The organism is Micromonospora sp. BL1 (assembly GCF_003667485.1).
GTDB lineage: Bacteria > Actinomycetota > Actinomycetes > Mycobacteriales > Micromonosporaceae > Micromonospora > Micromonospora tulbaghiae.
This window is the reverse complement of record NZ_RCVK01000188.1, coordinates 1-19,620: the sequence shown is the minus strand read 5'-3', so window position 1 is coordinate 19,620 and position 19,620 is coordinate 1. Positions and strand designations below refer to the sequence as shown.

20 protein-coding genes, 1 tRNA gene, 1 other RNA gene and 1 pseudogene are annotated in these 19,620 nt (G+C 72.2%); 16 read left to right on the top strand and 7 right to left on the bottom strand.

Annotated features, from left to right (window positions below; all coding sequences use genetic code 11):
• Positions 1–175: 175 nt before the first annotated feature.
• On the bottom strand, positions 176–403 hold the full coding sequence (locus tag EAD96_RS08415) for a helix-turn-helix domain-containing protein (RefSeq protein ID WP_013474124.1): 228 nt from the start codon (positions 401–403) through the stop codon (positions 176–178).
• Positions 404–598: 195 nt separating this feature from the next.
• Here EAD96_RS08415 and EAD96_RS08410 point away from each other — a divergent pair, with 195 nt between their 5' ends.
• Positions 599–1,108 (top strand): hypothetical protein, encoded by a 510-nt coding sequence (locus EAD96_RS08410; protein WP_121683843.1) that lies wholly within the window; start codon positions 599–601, stop codon positions 1,106–1,108.
• Positions 1,109–1,115: 7 nt separating this feature from the next.
• Here the strand turns inward: EAD96_RS08410 and EAD96_RS08405 are convergent, their stop codons facing one another.
• Positions 1,116–2,141 (bottom strand): hypothetical protein, encoded by a 1,026-nt coding sequence (locus tag EAD96_RS08405; RefSeq protein ID WP_121683845.1) that lies wholly within the window; start codon positions 2,139–2,141, stop codon positions 1,116–1,118.
• Between the two features lie 542 nt (positions 2,142–2,683).
• Here EAD96_RS08405 and pruA point away from each other — a divergent pair.
• From pruA to EAD96_RS08360, 9 genes are all read left to right on the top strand, one after another.
• The gene (pruA, locus tag EAD96_RS08400; protein WP_121683844.1) at positions 2,684–4,312 is read left to right on the top strand and encodes an L-glutamate gamma-semialdehyde dehydrogenase; all 1,629 of its coding nucleotides are present in this window, start codon (positions 2,684–2,686) and stop codon (positions 4,310–4,312) included.
• A gap of 134 nt (positions 4,313–4,446) precedes the next feature.
• Positions 4,447–4,962 (top strand): PadR family transcriptional regulator, encoded by a 516-nt coding sequence (locus tag EAD96_RS08395; RefSeq protein WP_120571501.1) that lies wholly within the window; start codon positions 4,447–4,449, stop codon positions 4,960–4,962.
• Positions 4,963–5,059: 97 nt separating this feature from the next.
• On the top strand, positions 5,060–6,181 hold the full coding sequence (gene prfB, locus EAD96_RS08390) for a peptide chain release factor 2 (protein ID WP_120571500.1): 1,122 nt from the start codon (positions 5,060–5,062) through the stop codon (positions 6,179–6,181).
• A gap of 118 nt (positions 6,182–6,299) precedes the next feature.
• Positions 6,300–6,980: a cell division ATP-binding protein FtsE gene (gene ftsE / locus EAD96_RS08385; RefSeq protein ID WP_013284225.1), complete on the top strand. Its 681-nt coding sequence runs from the start codon at positions 6,300–6,302 to the stop codon at positions 6,978–6,980.
• A gap of 65 nt (positions 6,981–7,045) precedes the next feature.
• Positions 7,046–7,921, top strand: a complete 876-nt coding sequence (gene ftsX, locus EAD96_RS08380) for a permease-like cell division protein FtsX (protein WP_091418746.1) — start codon at positions 7,046–7,048, stop codon at positions 7,919–7,921.
• A gap of 133 nt (positions 7,922–8,054) precedes the next feature.
• Positions 8,055–8,534, top strand: coding sequence for an SsrA-binding protein SmpB (smpB, locus tag EAD96_RS08375; RefSeq protein ID WP_030271124.1), 480 nt, complete (start codon positions 8,055–8,057; stop codon positions 8,532–8,534).
• A gap of 103 nt (positions 8,535–8,637) precedes the next feature.
• Positions 8,638–9,013: a transfer-messenger RNA gene (gene ssrA / locus EAD96_RS08370) on the top strand.
• Between the two features lie 180 nt (positions 9,014–9,193).
• Positions 9,194–9,619, top strand: coding sequence for a hypothetical protein (locus tag EAD96_RS08365; RefSeq protein WP_121683842.1), 426 nt, complete (start codon positions 9,194–9,196; stop codon positions 9,617–9,619).
• Positions 9,620–9,661: 42 nt separating this feature from the next.
• Entirely contained in the window at positions 9,662–10,606 is a 945-nt protein-coding gene (locus tag EAD96_RS08360; protein WP_121683841.1) for a hypothetical protein, read from the top strand.
• A gap of 3 nt (positions 10,607–10,609) precedes the next feature.
• Here EAD96_RS08360 and mdlC read toward each other — a convergent pair whose 3' ends face one another.
• Positions 10,610–12,202, bottom strand: coding sequence for a benzoylformate decarboxylase (gene mdlC, locus EAD96_RS08355; protein WP_121683840.1), 1,593 nt, complete (start codon positions 12,200–12,202; stop codon positions 10,610–10,612).
• A 109-nt stretch (positions 12,203–12,311) separates the two neighbouring features.
• A complete protein-coding gene (locus EAD96_RS08350; RefSeq protein WP_121683839.1) occupies positions 12,312–13,112 on the bottom strand; it encodes an S-methyl-5'-thioadenosine phosphorylase in 801 nt (266 codons plus the stop codon).
• Positions 13,113–13,261: 149 nt separating this feature from the next.
• Between EAD96_RS08350 and EAD96_RS08345 the strand changes: the two genes are divergently transcribed.
• Positions 13,262–13,852, top strand: a complete 591-nt coding sequence (locus tag EAD96_RS08345; protein WP_091418814.1) for a YqgE/AlgH family protein — start codon at positions 13,262–13,264, stop codon at positions 13,850–13,852.
• A gap of 90 nt (positions 13,853–13,942) precedes the next feature.
• A tRNA-Ala gene (locus tag EAD96_RS08340) sits at positions 13,943–14,015 on the top strand.
• 112 nt (positions 14,016–14,127) lie between these two features.
• Here EAD96_RS08340 and EAD96_RS08335 read toward each other — a convergent pair.
• A complete protein-coding gene (locus EAD96_RS08335; RefSeq protein ID WP_121683838.1) occupies positions 14,128–14,742 on the bottom strand; it encodes a TetR family transcriptional regulator in 615 nt (204 codons plus the stop codon).
• Positions 14,743–14,817: 75 nt separating this feature from the next.
• Between EAD96_RS08335 and EAD96_RS08330 the strand changes: the two genes are divergently transcribed.
• Complete coding sequence (locus EAD96_RS08330; RefSeq protein ID WP_121683837.1) at positions 14,818–15,216, top strand: VOC family protein; 399 nt, start codon at positions 14,818–14,820, stop codon at positions 15,214–15,216.
• 21 nt (positions 15,217–15,237) lie between these two features.
• On the opposite strand, the gene EAD96_RS08325 is transcribed toward EAD96_RS08330, so the two are convergent.
• Positions 15,238–15,723: a DUF1772 domain-containing protein gene (locus tag EAD96_RS08325; RefSeq protein ID WP_199733098.1), complete on the bottom strand. Its 486-nt coding sequence runs from the start codon at positions 15,721–15,723 to the stop codon at positions 15,238–15,240.
• Positions 15,724–15,794: 71 nt separating this feature from the next.
• On the opposite strand from EAD96_RS08325, the gene EAD96_RS08320 reads away from it, so the two are divergent.
• The gene (locus EAD96_RS08320; RefSeq protein WP_121683835.1) at positions 15,795–16,739 is read left to right on the top strand and encodes an AraC family transcriptional regulator; all 945 of its coding nucleotides are present in this window, start codon (positions 15,795–15,797) and stop codon (positions 16,737–16,739) included.
• Positions 16,736–17,077 carry a VOC family protein gene (locus EAD96_RS08315; RefSeq protein WP_120571493.1) on the top strand — a complete coding sequence of 114 codons (342 nt, stop codon included), beginning with the start codon at positions 16,736–16,738 and terminating at the stop codon, positions 17,075–17,077. Before EAD96_RS08320 ends, EAD96_RS08315 begins: the two co-directional genes overlap by 4 nt.
• A 43-nt stretch (positions 17,078–17,120) precedes the next feature.
• On the opposite strand, the gene EAD96_RS31485 is transcribed toward EAD96_RS08315, so the two are convergent.
• The gene (locus EAD96_RS31485; protein ID WP_233585551.1) at positions 17,121–18,710 is read right to left on the bottom strand and encodes a DUF4153 domain-containing protein; all 1,590 of its coding nucleotides are present in this window, start codon (positions 18,708–18,710) and stop codon (positions 17,121–17,123) included.
• A 553-nt stretch (positions 18,711–19,263) separates the two neighbouring features.
• On the opposite strand from EAD96_RS31485, the pseudogene EAD96_RS31480 reads away from it, so the two are divergent.
• A pseudogene (locus EAD96_RS31480) lies at positions 19,264–19,620 on the top strand (hypothetical protein); the annotation flags it as partial.

Here is a 19,620-nt window from a genome sequence, read left to right as displayed (position 1 = left end):
TTAGACAAGGCTATTCGTCGGCAGCGTCAGATGTGTATAAGAGCCAGGGCGGGGTGCTCGGGGACGGCGGGTGTCGACCATCTCGAATCCTTGCGTTTGCCTTCGTTTGCCTCCGACAGACTCTCATCTTTCCGGACTGAGGTGGCCGTCGTCAATGGCGGGCGGTCCCGGGCGGTCACTCCTCGTCGCGCTCGCCGAGCGGGTTGCCGCGTACCCACTCGGCGGTCTCGGCGTACTTGCGCTCGATGTATTCCTCCAGCCGGGCGCGCTCGACCCGCCACTGGCCCCGGCCGCCGATCTTGATCGCGGGCAGTTCGCCGCTGCGGACCATGTGGTAGACCTGCGAGTCCGAGACGTTCAGCTCGGCGGCGACGTCGGACAGCAGCAGGAACCTCGACTCCACGGTGACTCCCGGGGTTGGTTGCGTTTGCTTCAGTTTGCCATCACCTGGTGACATCGCCACGCGCCCGTTCGGGAGACACACCGGCGGGACACTTCACCCGCGCGGGTGCCGGGTGTATGACGGTCTCGGCGTACGGCATGATCGGCGCCCGGAGTCGGCGTCCGCCGACGATCGGCCTGAGTGTGGGAGTGACCCGTGACCGACGAGCTTGTCCGGGTGTACCTGCCGGCGACCGTCCCCATGCTCGCCCGGCTGCGCGAGGAGGGGCTGAGCGCCGAGGTGGCGCACGCCGTGACCCCGGAGCTGCGCGAGTGGTACGCCGAGGGTGACGAGGAGGAGCTGGAGTACGTGGCCTTCACCCGGGCCGCCCAGGACGCGCTGCTCCTGCTCCGCAACGACCCCACCGCGCCCCGGCGACGGGTGGTCGTCTCGGCCGACCTACCGGCCCGCGCGGTCGGCCGGGTCGACGGCGAGCTGGGATCGAGCGTGGTCCGGCCGGCCGGGCCGGTGCCGGTGAAGTCGATCGCCGCGCTGCACGTGGACGGCGCGGACGCGGTCGAGGACGTGGCGGCTGCCGTCGACGTGGTGGTCGAGGCGCAGGCCGGCGACCCGGACGCCCAGTTCACAGTCGACGGCGCCGAGGACCACGAACTGGAGTGGTACGACGTGACCGAGCTGGACCTGCTGCTGCGCGAGGCCGGCTGACGGCCGGTCAGGCCGCCGGCTCGTCCTCGTCGTCGTCCACCGTGCGCGGGCCGAGCGTGCGCCCGAAGACGATGAGCGTGGTCAGCGCACCCACGAAGAGCACCCAGATCCCGTTGTCCACCCGTGAGGTGCCCAGCGCGGTCTGCGCCACCTCGTCGGCCTCGCTGAGCGCGGCGGCCAGGTCGAGCAGCCCGCGCCCGCCGATCCGGATGATCACCTCGGTGAGCAGCAGGAGCAGGCCCGCGCCCGCCCCGGCGACCAGGTACGCCGGCCAGCGCAGCGGCGACGCCACGCCGTCGCGGCGCTCCGCCCGGCGGCGGGACCAGGTGAGATAGAGGTACGCGGCCAGGCCCGCGAGCAGCCCGGCGAGCAACGATTCGGTTCGCGAGACCCACTTCGCGGCGTCGAGCATCGACTGCTGGGTTTCCCCGGCGCCGAACAGGTCGGACAGTGGATCGCGGGCGCGGCTGAACAGCACCACGAAGATCTGCGCGGTGAGCGTCGCGAGGGTGATCGCCCCCACCACCCGGGCCTGGCGCGCGCCCGCCATCGCCCCGCCGATGATCGCTGCCGCCGCCGCGGTGCCGGCGATGGTGTTCGTGGTGGCGTTGTCCGCGTACGTCAGGTTGATCGCCACCGCGGTGACGAGCCCGACCAGGAGGCCGGTGCCGACGGCGGCCAGGAAGCGCAGCGTGGCGCGGCCCAGCCGGTTGGTCGCGAGCAGGGCGACAGTGGCGCCGGTGACCAGTGCCGCGGTGATGACGCCGGGCAGCGCGTACGCGGAGAGGCTGATCGCGGTGACGCCGGCCGCCGTCGAGTGGATCGCCTCGCGGGTGGACCAGAGCATGGCGGCCAGCCACCCGATGGAGAGCACGGCGAGTACGAGCGCGCCCGGGGCGAACTCCGGCCGCCCGGTCGGGACGGCCTCGTCCGTGGCGGTGGCCTCGTCCGTGCTCGCCTCGCCGGCCGACGGCTCGACGGCCTCGGGCTGGTCCGTCTCCGCGGCCGTGGAGCTGCCGGGCTGGTTGCTCATCGTCTTCCCTTCGACGGTCGCCGGATCGCCCCCCGCCGGGCCGGGCAGGTCACCGGTCATCCAGCCTACGCGGCGCGCCGCCGCTCCTCGGGTGGGCCGTGTGCCGCCTGGGCCTTGATCGACTGCGGTTCGCCGATGTGGTGGCATCCCCGGGGCTCGGACACCGCCGTTTCCCCGAGGTGGTGTCGATCAGTGGCCGATATCCGCGAGCCTGCGGTCCGGGAAGGTGGTGCCATCCGGACGCTCGGACACCGCCGTCTCCCCGAGGTGGTGTTGACCGACGCGCAGCGGCGGGCCGACGAATCGTCAACAGAAAGGGCTGTGGCCCGATGTTTCGTCGGGATCGGGCGGGTTGGGGCCGACGGTCCGGAGACTGCCGGGCTGTCCGGTGTACCGGGGAGGCACGGTCCGCGGGGGCGTCTCGTGACAGAATCGGGCCAGGTCCCGCCGCCGCTGACCCCGCGGTGTCCGGTGTCCGGCCGCCGGCCGGCGCCCGCGGGTCCGGTTTCGCCGTCGCCGTCGAGATCGCCAGGAGCCTTGTGATGGACGCCGTGTTCTCCGTACCCGAGCCGATCAACGAGCCGGTACACACCTACGAGCCCGGCAGCGCCGACCGGGAACGGCTCCAGCGGCGGCTGGCCGAACTGGCCGCCGAGCGGATCGAGCTGCCGATGACGATCGCCGGCGAGCGCCGGATGGCCGGCGGCGCGTCGATCGACGTGGTGCAGCCGCACAAGCACGCGCACGTCCTCGGCGTGACCGGGCACGCCACCCACGACGACGCCCGCGCCGCCGTCCGGGCCGCCAAGGACGCCGCGCCGATGTGGCGGGCGCTGCCGTTCGAGGAGCGGGCCGCGATCTTCCTGCGCGCCGCCGACCTGCTCGCCGGCCCCTGGCGGGACACGCTCAACGCGGCCACCATGCTCGGCCAGTCCAAGACCGCCGTCCAGGCCGAGATCGACTCGGCGTGCGAGCTGATCGACTTCCTCCGGTTCAACGTGCACTTCGCCCGGCGGCTCCTCGCCGAGCAGCCGCTGTCCTCGCCCGGGGTCTGGAACCGCCTCGACCACCGGCCGCTGGAGGGGTTCGTCTACGCGATCACCCCGTTCAACTTCACCGCGATCGCCGGCAACCTGCCGTCCGCGCCGGCCATGCTCGGCAACACGGTGGTCTGGAAGCCGTCCCCGACGCAGCAGTTCGCGGCGCACTTCACCATGCGCCTGTTCGAGGCCGCCGGCCTGCCGCCCGGTGTGATCAACATGGTCACCGGGCGCGGTGAGGAGGTCTCCGAGGTGGTGCTGGCCGACCCGGACCTGGCCGGCATCCACTTCACCGGCTCGACCAAGGTGTTCCAGCACCTGTGGAAGACCGTCGGCGACAACATCGCCGGTTACCGGGGCTACCCCCGGCTGGTCGGCGAGACCGGCGGCAAGGACTTCGTGGTCGCGCACACCAGCGCCGACGTGGACGCGCTGCACACCGCGCTGATCCGGGGCGCCTACGAGTACCAGGGGCAGAAGTGCTCCGCCGCCTCGCGGGCGTACGTCCCGCGGTCGATCTGGGAGGGTGGGCTGCGCGACCGGCTCGCCGCCACCGCCGACTCGCTGACCTACGGCGACGTGACCGACTTCAGCAACTTCGGCGGCGCGGTGATCGACGACAAGGCGTTCGGCCGGCACGCCGCCGCGCTGGAGCTGATCAAGGGCGACGACTCCTGCCGCATCCTGGCCGGGGGCACCGCCGACGACTCGGTCGGCTACTTCGTCCGGCCGACGCTGTTCGAGTGCTCCGACGCCGCGCACGAGACGTTCACCACCGAGTACTTCGGGCCGATCCTCGGCGTGCACGTCTTCGACGACGCCCGCTTCGACGAGGTGGTCGCCCAGGCCGAGTCGATCGCGCCGTACGCGCTGACCGGGTCGATCTTCGCGACCGACCGCCGGGTGGTCGACCAGGTGGCGGAGAAGATGCGGTACGCCGCCGGCAACTTCTACATCAACGACAAGCCGACCGGCGCGGTGGTCGGGCAGCAGCCTTTCGGCGGCGCCCGGGCCAGCGGCACCAACGACAAGGCGGGCTCCTGGCACAACCTGGTCCGCTGGATGTCGCCCCGCACGATCAAGGAGACGTTCGTTCCGCCGACCGATCACGCCTACCCGCACATGGGCTGAGACGCTTCGAGAGGGCCCGTCCCGGCCGGGGCGGGCCCTCTTCCTCATCCGACAGTGCACATCGGACCCGTCATCGGGTGCCGAAATGAGCAAATCCTGGACGCCAGAGCCGACAAAGTGGCAGCTTAGAGGGCATGGCGGAATCCGGAGTCAACCCGACGGCAGCAGCTCTGCTCGGTCTGCTGCACGACGGCCCGATGACTGGCGGCCAGTTGATGGCTGCCGCTGAGCGCCGGCTGGCGCCGTACTGGTCGATGACCCGCAGTCAGGTCTACCGGGAGCTGCCGGTCCTGGCCGAGAAGGGTCTGGTGCGACTCGGCAAGCCCGGGCCGCGGATGAGCCAGCCGTACGCGCTGACGGCGGCCGGGAAACGGACATTCTCCCGCTGGCTGGCGGAGAATCCCGGCAAGGACACCATCCGTAACCCGATAGCGCTACGGATCGCGTTCGGTGACCTGCACTCGTCGAGCCAGCTCAAGAACCTCTACGCCACGGCGAACGAGTACCACACCGAGGCGCTGGCGGCGGTGCGGGAGCAGGTCAAGAACGCCAAGAAGGAAGGCGACAGCTACGACGCCAGCGCGCTGGAGTTCGCCGTCGCCTACCACAAGGCGGCCCTCTCCTGGCTGAAGAGCGCGCCCGTCGGCTGACCACCTGCGTCGACCAGGACAGGCAGCGCCGACTTTTCGCGCGTGACTGCGGGGCTCGCAAGCTCACTCCTCGCACGCGCCGGTAGTCTTGTCTGTCGTGACCGCTGCCGATTACGCCGAACAGCTCAAGGAACTCGACGCCACGCTGCGCAACATCGAGGCTGTGCTCGACCTCGACAAGCTGCGCGAGCAGAAGGCCCGGCTGGAGCAGGAGGCCTCCGCGCCCGACCTCTGGGACGACCAGGCCAAGGCGCAGCAGGTGACGTCGCAGCTGTCGTACGTCAACGGCGAGATCTCCAAGCTCGGCGACCTGCGCTCCCGGCTCGACGACGCCGGGGTGCTGCTGGAGCTGGCCCAGGCGGAGGACGACCCGGGCGTGCTGACCGAGGTCGAGTCGGAGATCACCGGGCTGACCAAGGCCATCCAGGAGATGGAGGTCCGCACGCTGCTCTCCGGTGAGTACGACTCCCGGGAGGCGCTGGTGGCGATCCGGGCCGGCGCCGGTGGCGTGGACGCCGCCGACTTCGCCGAGATGCTGCTGCGGATGTACCTGCGCTGGGCCGAGCGGCACGGCTACCCGACCGAGGTCTACGAGACCTCGTACGCCGAGGAGGCGGGCCTGAAGTCGGCCACCTTCACGGTGAAGGTGCCCTACGCCTACGGCACGCTGAGCGTGGAGTCCGGCACGCACCGGCTGGTGCGGATCAGCCCGTTCGACAACCAGGGCCGCCGGCAGACCAGCTTCGCCGGTGTCGAGGTGCTGCCGGTCACCGAGCAGACCGACCACATCGACATCCCGGAGAACGAGGTCCGGGTGGACGTCTACCGGTCGTCCGGGCCGGGCGGGCAGAGCGTCAACACCACCGACTCGGCGGTGCGGCTGACCCACATCCCCACCGGCATCGTGGTCACCTGCCAGAACGAGAAGTCCCAGCTGCAGAACAAGGCCTCCGCGATGCGGGTGCTCCAGGCCCGCCTGCTGGAGCGCAAGCGGCAGGAGGAGGAGGAGAAGCTGGCCGGCCTCAAGACCGGCGGCACCAGCTCCTGGGGCGACCAGATGCGCTCGTACGTCCTGCACCCGTATCAGATGGTGAAGGATCTGCGTACGGAACAGGAGACGGGCAATCCGTCCTCGGTCTTCGACGGCGACCTGGACAGCTTCATCGAGGCGGGAATCCGCTGGCGGAAGCAGCAGCAGCTCAGCGCTGACGGTGCGTGATCACGGTCGGACTGAGCGCGTCATCGATCTCGGTCTGACCGGGTAAATCGACGACGCGCACCGCTTCGGCGGGGCTGGGGGCTTGGCTCTGCGGTTACACCGCGTAGACTACCGACCCGTGATTCAGCTTGAGCAAGTGACGAAGACGTACCCGAAGGCGTCCCGGCCTTCGCTCGACAACGTGTCCGTCTCGATCGAGAAGGGCGAGTTCGTCTTCTTCATCGGTCCATCCGGCTCCGGCAAGTCCACCATCATCAAGTTGCTGCTGCACGAGGTCACGCCCAACAAGGGCCGGGTCGTCGTCAACGGCAAGGACGTCACGTCGATGCGTTCCTGGAAGCGACCCCACTTCCGGCGTTCCATCGGCTGCGTCTTCCAGGACTTCCGGTTGCTGCCGAACCGCACCGCGTACGAGAACGTGGCGTTCGCGCTGGAGGTGATCGGCAAGACGAAGGCGGTCGCCCGCCGGGTCGTGCCGGAGGTGCTGGAGCTGGTCGGTCTCGGCGGCAAGGAGCACCGCTACCCGCACGAGCTCTCCGGTGGTGAGCAGCAGCGTGTCGCGGTGGCCCGGGCGTTCGTCAACCGGCCGCTGATCCTGCTGGCCGACGAGCCCACCGGAAACCTGGACCCGGACACCTCGATCGAGATCATGCGCCTGCTGGACCGGATCAACCGCACCGGTACGACCGTCGTGATGGTCACGCACGACTCCAACATCGTGAACCAGATGCGGCGCCGGGTCATCGAGATCGAGAGCGGCCGCATCGTGCGCGACCAGGCCCGCGGCGTCTACGGCTGAGCCGGACGACGTTCCGTAGACCCTGACGACGAAACCTCACGCCGGAGAGCCGGAGGAATATCCCGATGCGGATGAAGTACGTCCTGTCCGAAGTACTGGTCGGGCTGTGGCGCAACGTCACCATGACCATCGCCATGATCATCACAATGGCGGTGTCGCTGTTCATGCTGGGCGGCAGCGGCCTTCTCTACCAGAAGGTCGGCGACATGAAGGACCTCTACTACGAGAACGTCGAGGTCTCGATCTTCCTGAAGACCGATGCCACCAAGGAACAGGTCGACGCGCTGGGCCAGCAGCTCGGCCAGGACCCGCTGGTCAAGGACTCGACGTACGTCAACAAGGAGCAGGCGTACGAGCGCTTCCAGCAGATGTACGCCGACGCCCCGGACCTGGTCAGCGCCGTCAAGCCGGACCAGCTTCCCGAGTCGTACCGGGTCAAGCTGAACGACCCGGAGCAGTACAAGGCGATCTACGACAAGTACAAGGCCACCGAGGGCATCGACACGATCGTCGACCAGAGCAAGCTGCTCGACAAGGTCTTCGGCGTGCTGAGCGGCTTCCAGAACGGAGCGCTCGCGATCGCCACCGTGATGGCCATCGCCGCCCTGCTGCTCGTCGCGAACACCATCCAGGTCGCCGCGTACAGCAAGCGGCGTGAGGTGGCGGTCATGAAGCTGGTCGGCGCGTCGAACTGGTTCATCCAGGCGCCGTTCGTGCTGGAGGCGGTGGTGGCCGGTCTGTTCGGCTCCATCCTCGGCCTGCTCGCGTTGATCGGGGTGAAGGTGGTGGCGGCCGGCAGTTCGATGGCCGCCCTGGAGGGCCTGATCACCCCGATCTCCTGGTCCGAGATCTTCCTGACCTTCCCGCTGATGGCCGCCGTCGGTGGCGTGGTCAGCGCGGTCACCGCCTGGGTCACGCTCCGGTTCTACCTGCGGGTCTAGTCGCCCGTACGGCTCTGCCAAGGGCCCTCCCGCGCCGGAATAAACGGCGCGGGAGGGCCCTTGTGGTTCCGGTAGCATGATCTCCGCTCGCCGGCCGGTGGCCGGTGAGTCGATCAGGAAGGGGGTGGCGCCGATGCCACGGGAAAAGGGTCGCAAGGTGGTCGCCTCCAACAAGAAGGCACGCCACGACTACGCCATCCTCGACACGTACGAGGCGGGCATGGCGCTGACCGGCACCGAGGTCAAGTCGCTGCGGGCCGGGCGGGCGTCGCTCGTGGACGCGTTCGCCCAGGAGCGCGACGGCGAGATCTACCTGCACGCCATGCACATCCCGGAGTACGCGCAGGGCACCTGGACCAACCACGAGCCCCGGCGTACCCGCAAGCTGCTGCTCAACCGGCTGGAGATCGACCGGCTGCTGGGCAAGCTCAAGGAGAGCGGCCTGACGCTGGTGCCGTTGCAGGTCTACTTCTCCGACGGCTGGGCCAAGGTGGAGATCGGCCTGGCCCGGGGTAAGAAGTCGTACGACAAGCGCCAGGACCTCGCCAAGCGGGACGCCGACCGGGAGATCGCCCGGGCGGTGGGCCGGCGCGGCAAGGGCATGGGTGAGTGATACGTCCGGTTCGTCCGGCAGTCCGCGTCGAGCGGGCCTCGGGATGAATCCGGTTGCGCCAGGCGTTAGGCTTGGTGTGCTGCCGACAGGGGCAGCGCTACGAGGGGGTGACTGGTTTCGACTTCGTACGCAGCGACAGGGGAAGCGAGCCGAGGAAGCCGACGTCGTCTCGAGAATCGGTCGTCGGAAACCAATAAGCGCCAAGAACAATCGCGCTGACTTCGCTCTCGCCGCCTGAGGCGAGTAGCAAGTCTGTCGGCCTGGGAGCGCCTTCGACCCAGTCTGCCGGCATCAGCTAGAAGGCTGGCCAACCGGACCCGGTCGCGGGGTCCGTGCGGCGAGATCAATCAGCGACTGGGCCCGTCACACCAACTTGCTCGCGTGAGCGGTGGGGCCGAGTAGAGGCATAGCGAGCTGCGCTCGGAGAAGCCCTGACAAACCGGCGAAGGACCCGGGTTCGATTCCCGGCACCTCCACCACACGACCTGTGCGCCTCGGTCCACCCGGACCGGGGCGCACAGTCGTCTCTGGGGTTGTTGAGACCGGCTGGGGCCTCTGTTGCAGACGGGGCAGATGAGGCGGCGCCGACTGCTGGACAGGCCCTCGAACCGGGTCCACCATCGCCATACGGGTTCGCACCCAGCAGCGGGAGGTGTCCCATGGTCACCGGTCCGATCCAGCAGCCGACCGCCGTGCTCCCGAGCGCCGCCGGTGACCTGCGTGCCCTCGGGCGGGCGCCGGCCACCGGGCCGCGCTGGCGGGAGCGACTTCTCACCGATCTGGCCCCCGTCCGGCGGGGTTTCACCGAACACGTCCGCGTCACCGAGGGAGCGGGCGGCCACTACGCCGACCTGGTGCGCGCCGCGCCCCGGCTGGACCGGGGCGTACGCCTGCTGGTCGGCGAGCACGCCGCGATCAGCGCGGCGCTCGCGGCGCTCCAGCACGCCGTACACCTGCCCGGGGTGTCCGCCGCGGAGGTGCGGGCCCGCACCCGCGACCTGTTGCGCGCGCTCGACCGGCACCGCCGGCTCGGCGCCGACCTGCTCTGGGAGGCCTACCAGGCCGACCTCGGCGGCGAGGACTGAGCCCGGGGGGAACCGGCCGGGACCGGCCCGCGTCCAACCGGCATGCGTCGCGTGCTCGCCCTGCTCGGTATCCCGTTGCTGGCCCTCTCCGCCTGCGCCACGCCCGCCGCCGATCCGGGGGTGGCGCCGCCCACCGGCCCGGACCAGCGGCCCGCGTTCACCGAACGGGCCGAGGAGGTCGCCGCGGGCTGGCGTCCCGGGCCGGGCTGGCGCGACGGGTACGTGCCGCTCCAGGACGCCACTGTGCTCACCGGCGACCCGGGCTTCACCGAGGAGACGAAGACGGCGTTCGGCGCCGGCTGGTACCGGGACCAGATCCCGATCCCGGCCGCCGTGCCGAAGGACGGCACGATCCGGTTCCCCGACGGCACGCTGCGCGTGCCGCTGGTCAGCGCAGCCGACGCGTACGCCCAGCTCCGCCAGGGTGACCCGCCGCCCTGCGACGGGCGACCGGCCGCACCGGACCCGGCACCCACCGGCCGGCCCGGCCCGAACGACCCGGTGTCGACCTCGGCGCCGACCCCGTGCGTGGCGCTCACCGTGACCGAGGTACGGCTGGGCAGCGCGCCGGTGTGGACCAGCCGGGGCCGCGCCGAGGTGCCCGCCTGGTTGTTCACGGTGGACGAGCTGGCCGTGCCCGTGGCGCGGATCGCTGTCGCGCCGCGCGTGACCGGCCGGGTCCCCGGCGGTGCGGTGCCCGGTGAGCCGCTGCCGAACGGTCTGGTGTCCGCGCAGCAGCTGCGGGCGGTCGAGGGCAACCGCATCGACTACCTGCTCGGCGTCGGCGCCTGCGACGGCCCGCCCACGCCGCTGGTGCTGGAACGGCCGGACGTGGTGGTGATCGGCGGTGCCGTGGTCGCCTCCACCGGCGTCTGTACCGCGCAGCTCGTGCTGAAGCCGGTCAGCGTCACGCTCGACGCGCCGGTGGGCGGTCGGGCCGTGCTGGACGCCGCCAGTGGCGCCCCGCTCACCGTCCGGCCCGGCTGAGGCTCACAGGATCCGTGGCACGTCGGTGCTGATCGGCACCGGCAGCACGGTCGGCCGGTCCGCGGCCAGCGCGGCGGCGAGCGCCGCGCCGAGCCCGTCCAGCGTGGTCACCTCACCGGCGCAGCCGTAGCCGTGCGCCACCGCCGTCACGTCGAGCCCGGGCAGGTCCAGCGCGGGCACACCAGGGGTGTGCTTCAGCTCGGCGAACGCCTTCAGGATCGCGTACTGCTGATTCACCGGGACCACGACGGCGAGCGGCAGCCGCAGCCGCGCCGCCGTCCACAACGCCTGCACCGAGTAGTGGAACGAGCCGTCGCCGACCACCGCGACGACCGGGCGGCCGCGCCCGGTGTCGCGTTCGGCGAGCGCCAGGCCGACCGCCGCCGGCAGGCCGAAGCCGAGCCCGCCGCTGGCCATCGTCAGGTACGAGCGCGGCCGCTCGATCGGCAGCCGGCGGCGCAGCGCGGCCAGGTTGGACGGCGACTCCTGCACCAGCACCCCGTCCGCCGGCCACGCGGCGGCGAGCGCGGCGAACAACGCGTCGGCGCTCGGCGGGTCGGCCGGCTCCGGCGGGGCCGGCTGCGGGCGCGGTGACGGCGCGGCGCGGTCGGTCGGCGGCAGCAGCTCGCGCAGCGCCGCCATGGTCAGGCGAGCGTCGCCGAGCAGGCTGTCCCCGACCGGGGCGCGGGCCGCCTCGTCCGGGTCGTCGGTGACGTGCAGCAGCCGCGTGTCGCCGGGCAGGTAGTCGCCCGGCACGTGCGGGTAGTAGCGGAACACCGGCGCGCCCACCACCAGCACCACGTCGTGGCCGCGCAACGCCTCCGACAGCGGCCCGATCGCGTACGGCAGCACGCCCCGGAAGTGCGGATGCCGTTCGGGGAACACGGCCCGCTCCGGCGCCGGGGCGGCCCAGACCGGGACGGCCAGGTGCTCGGCCAGCGCGACCGCGTCCGGCCAGGCGTCCGACCGGTCCACCGCCGCGCCGAGCACCAGCGCCGGGGCGCGGGCGGCGGCCAGCGCCTCGGCGAAGGTCCGCAGCCGGTCCGGGTCCGGCGCGATCCGGGTGGCGACGGTACGCACCTGCGGCGGCGGGTCGGCCGGACGGTCCCAGTCGTCCATCGGCAGGGAGAGGAAGACCGGTCCGGCCGGGGGCTGCACCGCCGAGGCGTACGCCCGCATGAAGGCCGCCGGGATGTCCTGCGCGCGGGCCGGCTCGTGGGCCCACTTGACGTACGGCTGGGCCAGCTCGACCGCCCGGGGGCTGGCCAGGCGCGGCTCGATCAGCAGCATCTCGCGGGTCTGCTGACCGGCGCTGACGATCAGCGGCGTCCGGTTGTGCCAGGCGGTGACCAGGTTGCCCATGCCGTTGCCGGTGCCCGGCGCGGTGTGCAGGTTGACGTGCGCGGGCCGGCCGGTGCCCTGGGCGTAGCCGTCGGCCATGGCGACCGCCGACGCCTCCTGGAGCGCGTGCACGTAGTGGAAGTCGGCCGGGAAATCCTGGAGGAACGGCTCCTCGGTCGAGCCCGGGTTGCCGAAGACAGTGGTCAGGCCGAGCGCGCGCAGCAGGTCGTAGGTCGCCTCCCGCACCGTCGCCATCGCCGGCTGCCTCCGTTCCGCACGCGGATGCCGGAGCCGGCCCGGTGCCCAGTCTCCCGACCAGCCGAATCTATCGGGCCGAAGGCGACTTTTCGGGCGCTTCCCAGGCTCAGGGCAGCGGGAACGGCAGCTTGATCCCGTCCAGCGCGCTTCCGCACTCGCACTCCCGCTCGGCGGGCAGCGCGGCGACGGCCTCCAGCAGCAGCCCGCGCAGCCGGTCGGTGTTCTCCGCGAAGACCCGGAACACCTCCTCGTGGGTGACCGACTCGCCCGCCTCGACGCCCGCGTCCAGGTCCGTGACCAGCGCGATGGACGTGTAGCAGAGCGCCAGCTCGCGGGCCAGCACCGCCTCCGGGTGACCGGTCATGTTGACGATCGTGCCGCCCATCGAGGCGAACCAGCGCGACTCCGCCCGGGTCGAGAAGCGCGGACCCTCGACCACGACGACGGTCCCGCCGTCCACCGCCGGCACGCCGCGCCCGGCCGCCGTGTCCAGCAGCGTGCGCCGCCCGGCCGGGCAGTACGGGTCGGCGAACGACACGTGCACCGCGCCCCGATCGTAGTAGGTCTGTGCGCGCCCGCTGGTGCGGTCGATCAACTGGTCCGGCACCACGAACGTCCCCGGGCCCAGCTCCGGCCGCAGGCCGCCGACCGCGCAGGGCGCCAGCACCTGGCGTACGCCCAGCGACCGCAGCGCCCACAGGTTCGCCCGGTACGGGATCAGGTGCGGCGGGTACCGGTGATCGCGCCCGTGCCGGGGCAGGAACGCCACCCGGCGGCCGCCCACCTCGGCGACGGTGATCGGGCCCGACGGCTCGCCGTACGGGGTGTCCACCACGTGCTCCACGCCGTCGAGCAGGGCGTAGAGACCCGACCCGCCGATCACCGCCAGTTCGGCCTGCGCCGCCATCCGGCCCTCCCTCGATCCGTCGTGATCACCCGCCCGTCAGACCTTAACCAGCGGGCCGGGCGCAGGCTATGGTGCGTGACATGGCGTTGACAGGGTGGACGGTCGACGGCCTCGGGCCCGTACGGGCGCACGGCTGACGGGTGTCGGACATGCAGAGTGAGGGGCAGGCGATCGGTGGCCGAGCCATGGAGTCGATGACCGGACGACTGCTGGTCGCGACACCAGGGCTCAAGGATCCGAACTTCGACCGTACGGTCGTGCTGCTCGTCGCCCACGAACCCGGCGGCGCCCTCGGGGTGGTGCTGAACCGGGCCACCGAGGTCTCCGTGGCCGACGTGCTCGGCGACTGGAGCGACCTGGCCCGCGATCCGGCCGTGCTGTTCGAGGGCGGCCCGGTGCAGCCCGACTCGGCCATCTGCCTGGCCCGCATGCGGCACCCCGTCCGGCCGGTCAAGGGCTTCCACCGCGTCTCCGGCGCGGTCGGCACGATCGACCTCTCCGTCGACCCGGAGAAGCTGCGCGAGGCCGTCGGCGGGATCCGGGTCTTCGCCGGTTACTCCGGCTGGGGCGCCGGGCAGGTGGAGCGCGAGATCGAGGAGGGCTCCTGGTTCGTGTTCGACGCCCTGCCCGGTGACGCCTTCGTCGACCGGCCGGATGATCTCTGGCCGATGGTGCTGCGCCGGCAGGGCGGCATGATGGCCGCGGTGGCCCACTTCCCGCCGGATGTGGCGCTGAACTGACCCCCTCGGTGGGGGACCCCCGCGAGATGACCATGCCGGGGGGCGTGTGTATAGTTCTCTCCGTGCCCGGGCGACCGGGTGCGACCGCAAGGGGCCGTGGCGCAGCTGGTAGCGCACCACACTGGCAGTGTGGGGGTCAGGGGTTCGAGTCCCCTCGGCTCCACCCATGCGAGAACGCCCTGGTAGGGACATGATCCCATACCAGGGCGTTTGTCGTATCCGCGGTGGCGGGCGGCAAGCGCCTTCGTGATCACCTTCGACGGCCGCAGCACCAGCTAACCGTGCCGGACGGGTGCGGTGCGCGGCCCGCGGAGACACTGAAGCAGGCGCAGCAGATCGGGCCACGTCTCGACCAGTGCGGCGTCCCGGTCCGGGGCCTCGGCGATCCGTAGCACTGCCTCGTTCATCGCGCCGGAGAGCAAGGTGGCAGTTGCCTCGGGCGAGTTGACCTCAAGGTGCCCGGCTGCTGCCAGCGTGGCCACCGCCTCGGCCAGGTGGTGCCCGGAAGCGGCCGCGTCCTGGCTGCGCCACGTGCGCCAACCCATCACCGCGGGCGCGTCGACCAGCAGGATCCGCCGGTGTGTGTCGTCGACACTGGCGGTGAGGAACGCCCGGCAGCCGGCGACCAGGCCGTCCCATGGATCGGCGACCGCCTCGGCGGCGCTGGCGACCGCAGCGGCGACCCGCTGTTGCGCGGCGGCTGCGACGGCTTCGAACAGGTGCTGCTTGCTGCGGTAGTGATGGTAGACCGCACCCCTGGTGACCTGGGCCGCGGCGGCCACTTCCTCCAGGCGGACGGCGGTGTAGCCGCGTTCGGCGAACAGGGCGGTAGCGACGTCCCGGATGCGCCGGCCGGTGATCTCGCTCTGCTCCTTGGTGGCTCGCGCCATGCCGCACCTTCCTTTTACATGCGCCGTGTATGTATATTCCTCTTACCTGCACAGTGTATGTAAAGGGAGCTCGCCATGGCACTCGCCAGTTCGTACCCGGTCCTCATGACGACCGACGTGACCACGGCCGCGGCCTTCTACCGCGAGCACTTCGGGTTCCAGCCGACGTTCGAGACGGAGTGGTACGTGAGCCTGCGCCGCGACAACTGGGAACTGGCGGTGCTGGACAGCAGCCACGAGACCATCCCGGCGGCCTACCGCGGGCCGGTCGCCGGCGGGATGCTGCTCAACCTGGAGGTGGATGACGTCGACGCCGAGTGGGAGCGCCTGCGGCACCTGGAGGTCGTGCTTCCCGTCCGGACCGAAGAGTTCGGACAGCGGCACTTCATCGTCGCCGGCCCGGACGGTGTCCTGATCGACGTCATCACCAACGTGGAACCTGCGGAGGAGTACGCGGACAGGTTCATCTCCTAGCATCTCGCAGGCGAACGGCGCTCACGCGGCGCGGCCGGTGAGCACCAACGCCCAGCACAGCGCGCCGAACCCGGCAGTGCTCGCCAGCGTCCGGACCACGTTCCACATGACCCAGGCGGATTCGAAGCGCTCCCGCGCCGCAGCGGGATCCGCCGTGCCGGCCGCGGCGAGCGCGTCGTTCAGCGGCACGTTCACCGCCACGGTGGCGACGAACATCACCAGGTACAGGGCGAGTCCGGCGACGATCCACGGCAGCGCCGGCCGGGCCGCCCCGCGCCACGCCAGCACGGCCGCGAACGCGGCCAGGACCGGCGTACCCAGGAACGCCAGCAGGAACCAACCGTTGACGATGGTGACGTTGATGCGCTGCATCGCGTCCACGAACGTGCGGTCCTCAGCGGCGCGCAGCGCCGGCATCACCGCGTACGCGAACGCGGCGAACAGGCCCGCCATCAGCCCGGCCCCGACTGTGGCGCCGACCAGCGTCAGTTGTTGTACGAGTCGCATGTCCTCATCGAACCGCCGCGCGGTGAGACGGCCCATGGTCAGGACGCGCGATCCTGTGTTCAATCGTCTCCGTGGACGCCGTTTCCGGTCTGCTCGACGGCCCCCGGGCGCGGGGCGCCTTCCTGCTGCGCTCGATCCTCACCCCGCCCTGGTCGATGCTGATCCGGGACGAGGCGCCGCTCACGCTCGTCGCCGTGGTGCGCGGGGACGGCTGGATCGTGCCCGAGGAGGGCGAGGCCACGCGGCTGACCGGCGGTGACGTGGCGATCGTGCGCGGCCCGGCCCCGTACACGGTGGCGGACGACCCGGCCACGGCGCCGCAGGTGGTCGTGCACCCGGGCCAGCGCTGCACCACACCGGACGGGCGCGAGCTGTTCGCGATGACGCGCTGGGGCGTACGCACCTGGGGCAACGGGCCGGACGGCCGGACCGTGCTGCTCACCGGCACGTACCCGGTGCGGGGGACTGTCGGGAAGCGTTTGCTGGACGCGCTGCCGCCGCTCGCGGTGGTGCGGCGCGAGTCCTGGGACACGCCGCTGGTGCCGCTGCTGGCCGCCGAGATCGTCAAGGACGACCCCGGCCAGGAGGCGGTGCTCGACCGCCTGCTCGACCTGCTGCTCATCGCCGCGCTGCGGGAGTGGTTCGCGCGGCCGGGTGCCGCCGCACCCGCCTGGTACCGGGCGTACGCCGATCCGGTGGTCGGCCGCGCGCTGCGGATGCTGCACCACGACCCGGCCCGGCCGTGGACTGTGGCGTCGCTCGCCGCCGAGGTGGGGATGTCCCGGGCGGCGCTGGCCCGACGCTTCACCGCGCTGGTCGGCGAGCCGCCCGTGGCGTACCTGACGGGCTGGCGGCTGGCGCTCGCGGCCGACCTGCTCCGCGAGCCCGGCGCCACAGTCGGCGCGGTGGCCCGCCGGGTCGGTTACGGCAGCTCGTTCGCCCTGAGCACGGCGTTCAAACGCCGGTACGGCGTGAGCCCGCGCGGGCACGTCGACCCGGATAGATTGGCCGGATGACTGTCGACCTGTTCGCCGGCGTCCCGGTCCGCGACCTCGCGGTGGCGACGGACTGGTACGAGCGGCTGTTCGGCGCCCCGCCGCAGTTCCGGCCGAACGACAGCGAGGCGGTGTGGGAGCTGGCCGAACATCGCTACCTCTACGTCGACGTGCGGCCCGAGCACGCCGGTCACGCCATGCAGACGGTCTTCGTCGACGACCTCGACACCCGCGTCGCGGCGATCGCCGCCCGTGGTCTGACACCGGCCGCGCGGGAGACCTACGACAACGGCGTCCGCAAAGTGATCTTCCACGACCCGGACGGCAACGAGATCGGCTTCGGCGGCGGCCCGGCCTGACGGTCCGGCCGGGCCGCGTGGATTCGCGGCCCGGCCGGTGGCGTCAGCGGGGACGCCGCGTCTTCGGCAGGTCGAACTGGTCGGCCCGGCGGCAGTCCTTCGGGCCACCGACCGCTTGGGGGCCGACCTCCTCCAGGGCCTTTCGGGCGCGCTGGCGGCCCAGGTTCCAGGCGTACCAGGGGTCGGGTTCGGCGAGGTCGTCGGCGATCCAGCTGAGCGTGCACCGGCGTACCGGGTCGGGGAGCTTGGCGAGCGCCGGGGTGGCGTCGGCGGACAGCGCCCGCAGGTACCACGCGTCGATCTTGCCGGTCTGCTCGTACCGCAGCGTGTTGCGGCGGGCGACGTAGTCCTCCGGGTTGAGCACGGCCAGGCCCAGCAGCATCGCCACCGCCAGCGCGAGCGTGGTGCCGGGAATCCACCGGCCCTTCCACCGGACACCGGCCGCGATGATCATCAGGAAGACCGTGCCGAGCAGCATCTCGAACGCCATCACGAAGATCCGCTCGCCGGTGAAGCTGTAGACCTTCTGGTACGTCCACATCCGGGACAGCGCCGACGCCACGATCACCACGCTCAGCGCGCTGATCAGCCCGAGCAGCACACGCAGCAGGATGCGCTCGGCCGGCCGCTCCCGGCGGGCCCAGCGGCTCACCCCGCCGAGCACCGCCACCGTCAGCAGCGTGACGAACATCAGCTGCCAGAAGCCGCTGCGCGCGTACTCGGCGTAACTGAGCCCGGCGACCCGCTGCACGTGCCGCTGGCCGCCGAAGAGCGTGGTGAACTGCACCACCACGAACCCGGCGAACAGCAGCGCGAGCGCGCCGATGGCCGGCGCCCACTCCAGCAGGCCGAGGCGGCGCTCACCGGCGCGATCCACGGTGGACAGATCCGGCGGCGCGGCGAGCGTGTAGAGCGCGGCGACAGCGATCAGACCGCCCACCACGGCCAGGAACAACCAGCCGAACACCGTGCCGAGGTTGATCTCGGGGACGAGCTGGCCGAGCGCCTCGGAGAACGCCGCGTCGGCCGACGCGAGCAGACTGCCGAAGACCACGAGCACCACGGCCGTGGCGACCACCGAGACGGTCACCTTGCGCACCGTCGCCTCCTGCGGCGAGGCGGTGATGTGCCGGCGTACCCAGGGCAGGCCGCGCAACGCCGCGAACGGCGTGGCCACCAGGCCGAACAGGATCGAGCGCACCAGCCGCCCGCCGATGATCGCGAGGGTGGCGCAGCCGAGCGCGCCGAGCACGCAGAACGTCACGAGCCACCAGGCGTTGCGGAACGCCGGCACGGCGATCAGGGCCAGGGCGGCCGCCGCCCACCCGGCCCGGATGAGCTTGTCGGCGCGCGGCAGGTCCGTGGTCTTCGACCGGACCGCCAGCAGCACCGCGAGCGTGAGCGTCAGCCACCCCAGGAACCAGCCCACGCCGACGCGGCCGAGCGGCACGAACACCGCGCTGCCGACCGCGGCGGCCAGCACCGCGAGCGGTACGGCCCGCCCGGTCGCCGCCTTCGGGCCGGGCCACTTCGCGCCGAGGAACGAGGTCCGCGGCACCTGAGGTCGCGGCGCCCACGTCGGCGCCTGCGGGTGCCCGCTCCACCCCATTCCGGGGTACGGCGGCGTGGCCATCGGCCCACCGCCGTGCGGAGGCGGCGTGCCCGGAGCGCGCTGGGTACCCGGCGCGGGCGGCGGCCCGGAGGCCGGCTGCGCGCCCGGCGCGGCCCATGCTCCGGAGGCAGGCGCCTGCGTGGCGCCGGACGGGCCGGTAACCGCTGGCGTGCCGGGGGAGCCGGCTGTCGGTGGCGTGCCCGGGGGAGCGGCAGATGTCCGCGAGGCTCCCGACGGGCCGGAAGTCACGGAATCGGCCGTCCGCGGAGCACCGTCGCCGGGGCGCGCGCCGGTCCCGGCTCCACCGGAGTGGGCCGTGGCCGCGTCTGCCGGGCCGGCATCCGGGGTGGACGATGCGGCGGCGCCGGTGGCCGAGGACGTTGCGCCAGCCTGCTCCCGGCGAGCCGCCGGAACGGCGTCCGGCGGGGCGGCGACGGGCTCTCCGCCCGTCGGACGGTCGGCGACGGGCTTCCCAGCCTCGGCTGCTGCCGCCGGACCGCCGTCGACCGGTGTGGACCCGGCCGCGGCGGTCGGGCCGCTCGCGCCGGCGGAAGGGGCCGAGCCCTCAGCCGGTGTGGACAGTGCTGCGGCGGTGGTGCCGCTCGCGCCGGTGACCGGGGCGGCGCCCTCCGCCGGGGAGCGCTCGGCGGCGGGCGCCGTCGCCTGGGCGGGCACCGCCGCCGTCGGCTGGCCGGGCGCCGTCGGCTGGCCGGGCGCCGGGACCAGCGGGAGGAACAACGCGTATCCCTGGGTGCCGGGCGGCACGGTGACCGGAATCGCCCAGCCGGGCTGCCCCTCGGCGCCCGGCCAGGGCACCGGCGTGGGCGCGCCCTCCATGGTGGGCAGCACCAGCAGGTACGGCTGTGCGGGGGCGGGGACGTCACCCGGCGCGGGCCCGGCCGCCGGGCCGGCGCGGGACGGCTCGGGGGAC

What these genes read in the sequence shown, in the direction of transcription:
- EAD96_RS08405 (WP_121683845.1), bottom strand. Translation starts at nt 2,141, where the DNA reads ATGAGCAACCAGCCCGGCAGCTCCACGGCCGCGGAGACGGACCAGCCC.
- pruA (WP_121683844.1), top strand. Translation starts at nt 2,684, where the DNA reads ATGGACGCCGTGTTCTCCGTACCCGAGCCGATCAACGAGCCGGTACAC.
- EAD96_RS08395 (WP_120571501.1), top strand. Translation starts at nt 4,447, where the DNA reads ATGGCGGAATCCGGAGTCAACCCGACGGCAGCAGCTCTGCTCGGTCTG.
- ftsX (WP_091418746.1), top strand. Translation starts at nt 7,046, where the DNA reads ATGCGGATGAAGTACGTCCTGTCCGAAGTACTGGTCGGGCTGTGGCGC.
- smpB (WP_030271124.1), top strand. Translation starts at nt 8,055, where the DNA reads ATGCCACGGGAAAAGGGTCGCAAGGTGGTCGCCTCCAACAAGAAGGCA.
- EAD96_RS08365 (WP_121683842.1), top strand. Translation starts at nt 9,194, where the DNA reads ATGGTCACCGGTCCGATCCAGCAGCCGACCGCCGTGCTCCCGAGCGCC.
- EAD96_RS08360 (WP_121683841.1), top strand. Translation starts at nt 9,662, where the DNA reads ATGCGTCGCGTGCTCGCCCTGCTCGGTATCCCGTTGCTGGCCCTCTCC.
- mdlC (WP_121683840.1), bottom strand. Translation starts at nt 12,202, where the DNA reads ATGGCGACGGTGCGGGAGGCGACCTACGACCTGCTGCGCGCGCTCGGC.
- EAD96_RS08350 (WP_121683839.1), bottom strand. Translation starts at nt 13,112, where the DNA reads ATGGCGGCGCAGGCCGAACTGGCGGTGATCGGCGGGTCGGGTCTCTAC.
- EAD96_RS08345 (WP_091418814.1), top strand. Translation starts at nt 13,262, where the DNA reads ATGCAGAGTGAGGGGCAGGCGATCGGTGGCCGAGCCATGGAGTCGATG.
- EAD96_RS08335 (WP_121683838.1), bottom strand. Translation starts at nt 14,742, where the DNA reads ATGGCGCGAGCCACCAAGGAGCAGAGCGAGATCACCGGCCGGCGCATC.
- EAD96_RS08330 (WP_121683837.1), top strand. Translation starts at nt 14,818, where the DNA reads ATGGCACTCGCCAGTTCGTACCCGGTCCTCATGACGACCGACGTGACC.
- EAD96_RS08325 (WP_199733098.1), bottom strand. Translation starts at nt 15,723, where the DNA reads ATGCGACTCGTACAACAACTGACGCTGGTCGGCGCCACAGTCGGGGCC.
- EAD96_RS08315 (WP_120571493.1), top strand. Translation starts at nt 16,736, where the DNA reads ATGACTGTCGACCTGTTCGCCGGCGTCCCGGTCCGCGACCTCGCGGTG.
- EAD96_RS31485 (WP_233585551.1), bottom strand. Translation starts at nt 18,710, where the DNA reads ATGGCCACGCCGCCGTACCCCGGAATGGGGTGGAGCGGGCACCCGCAG.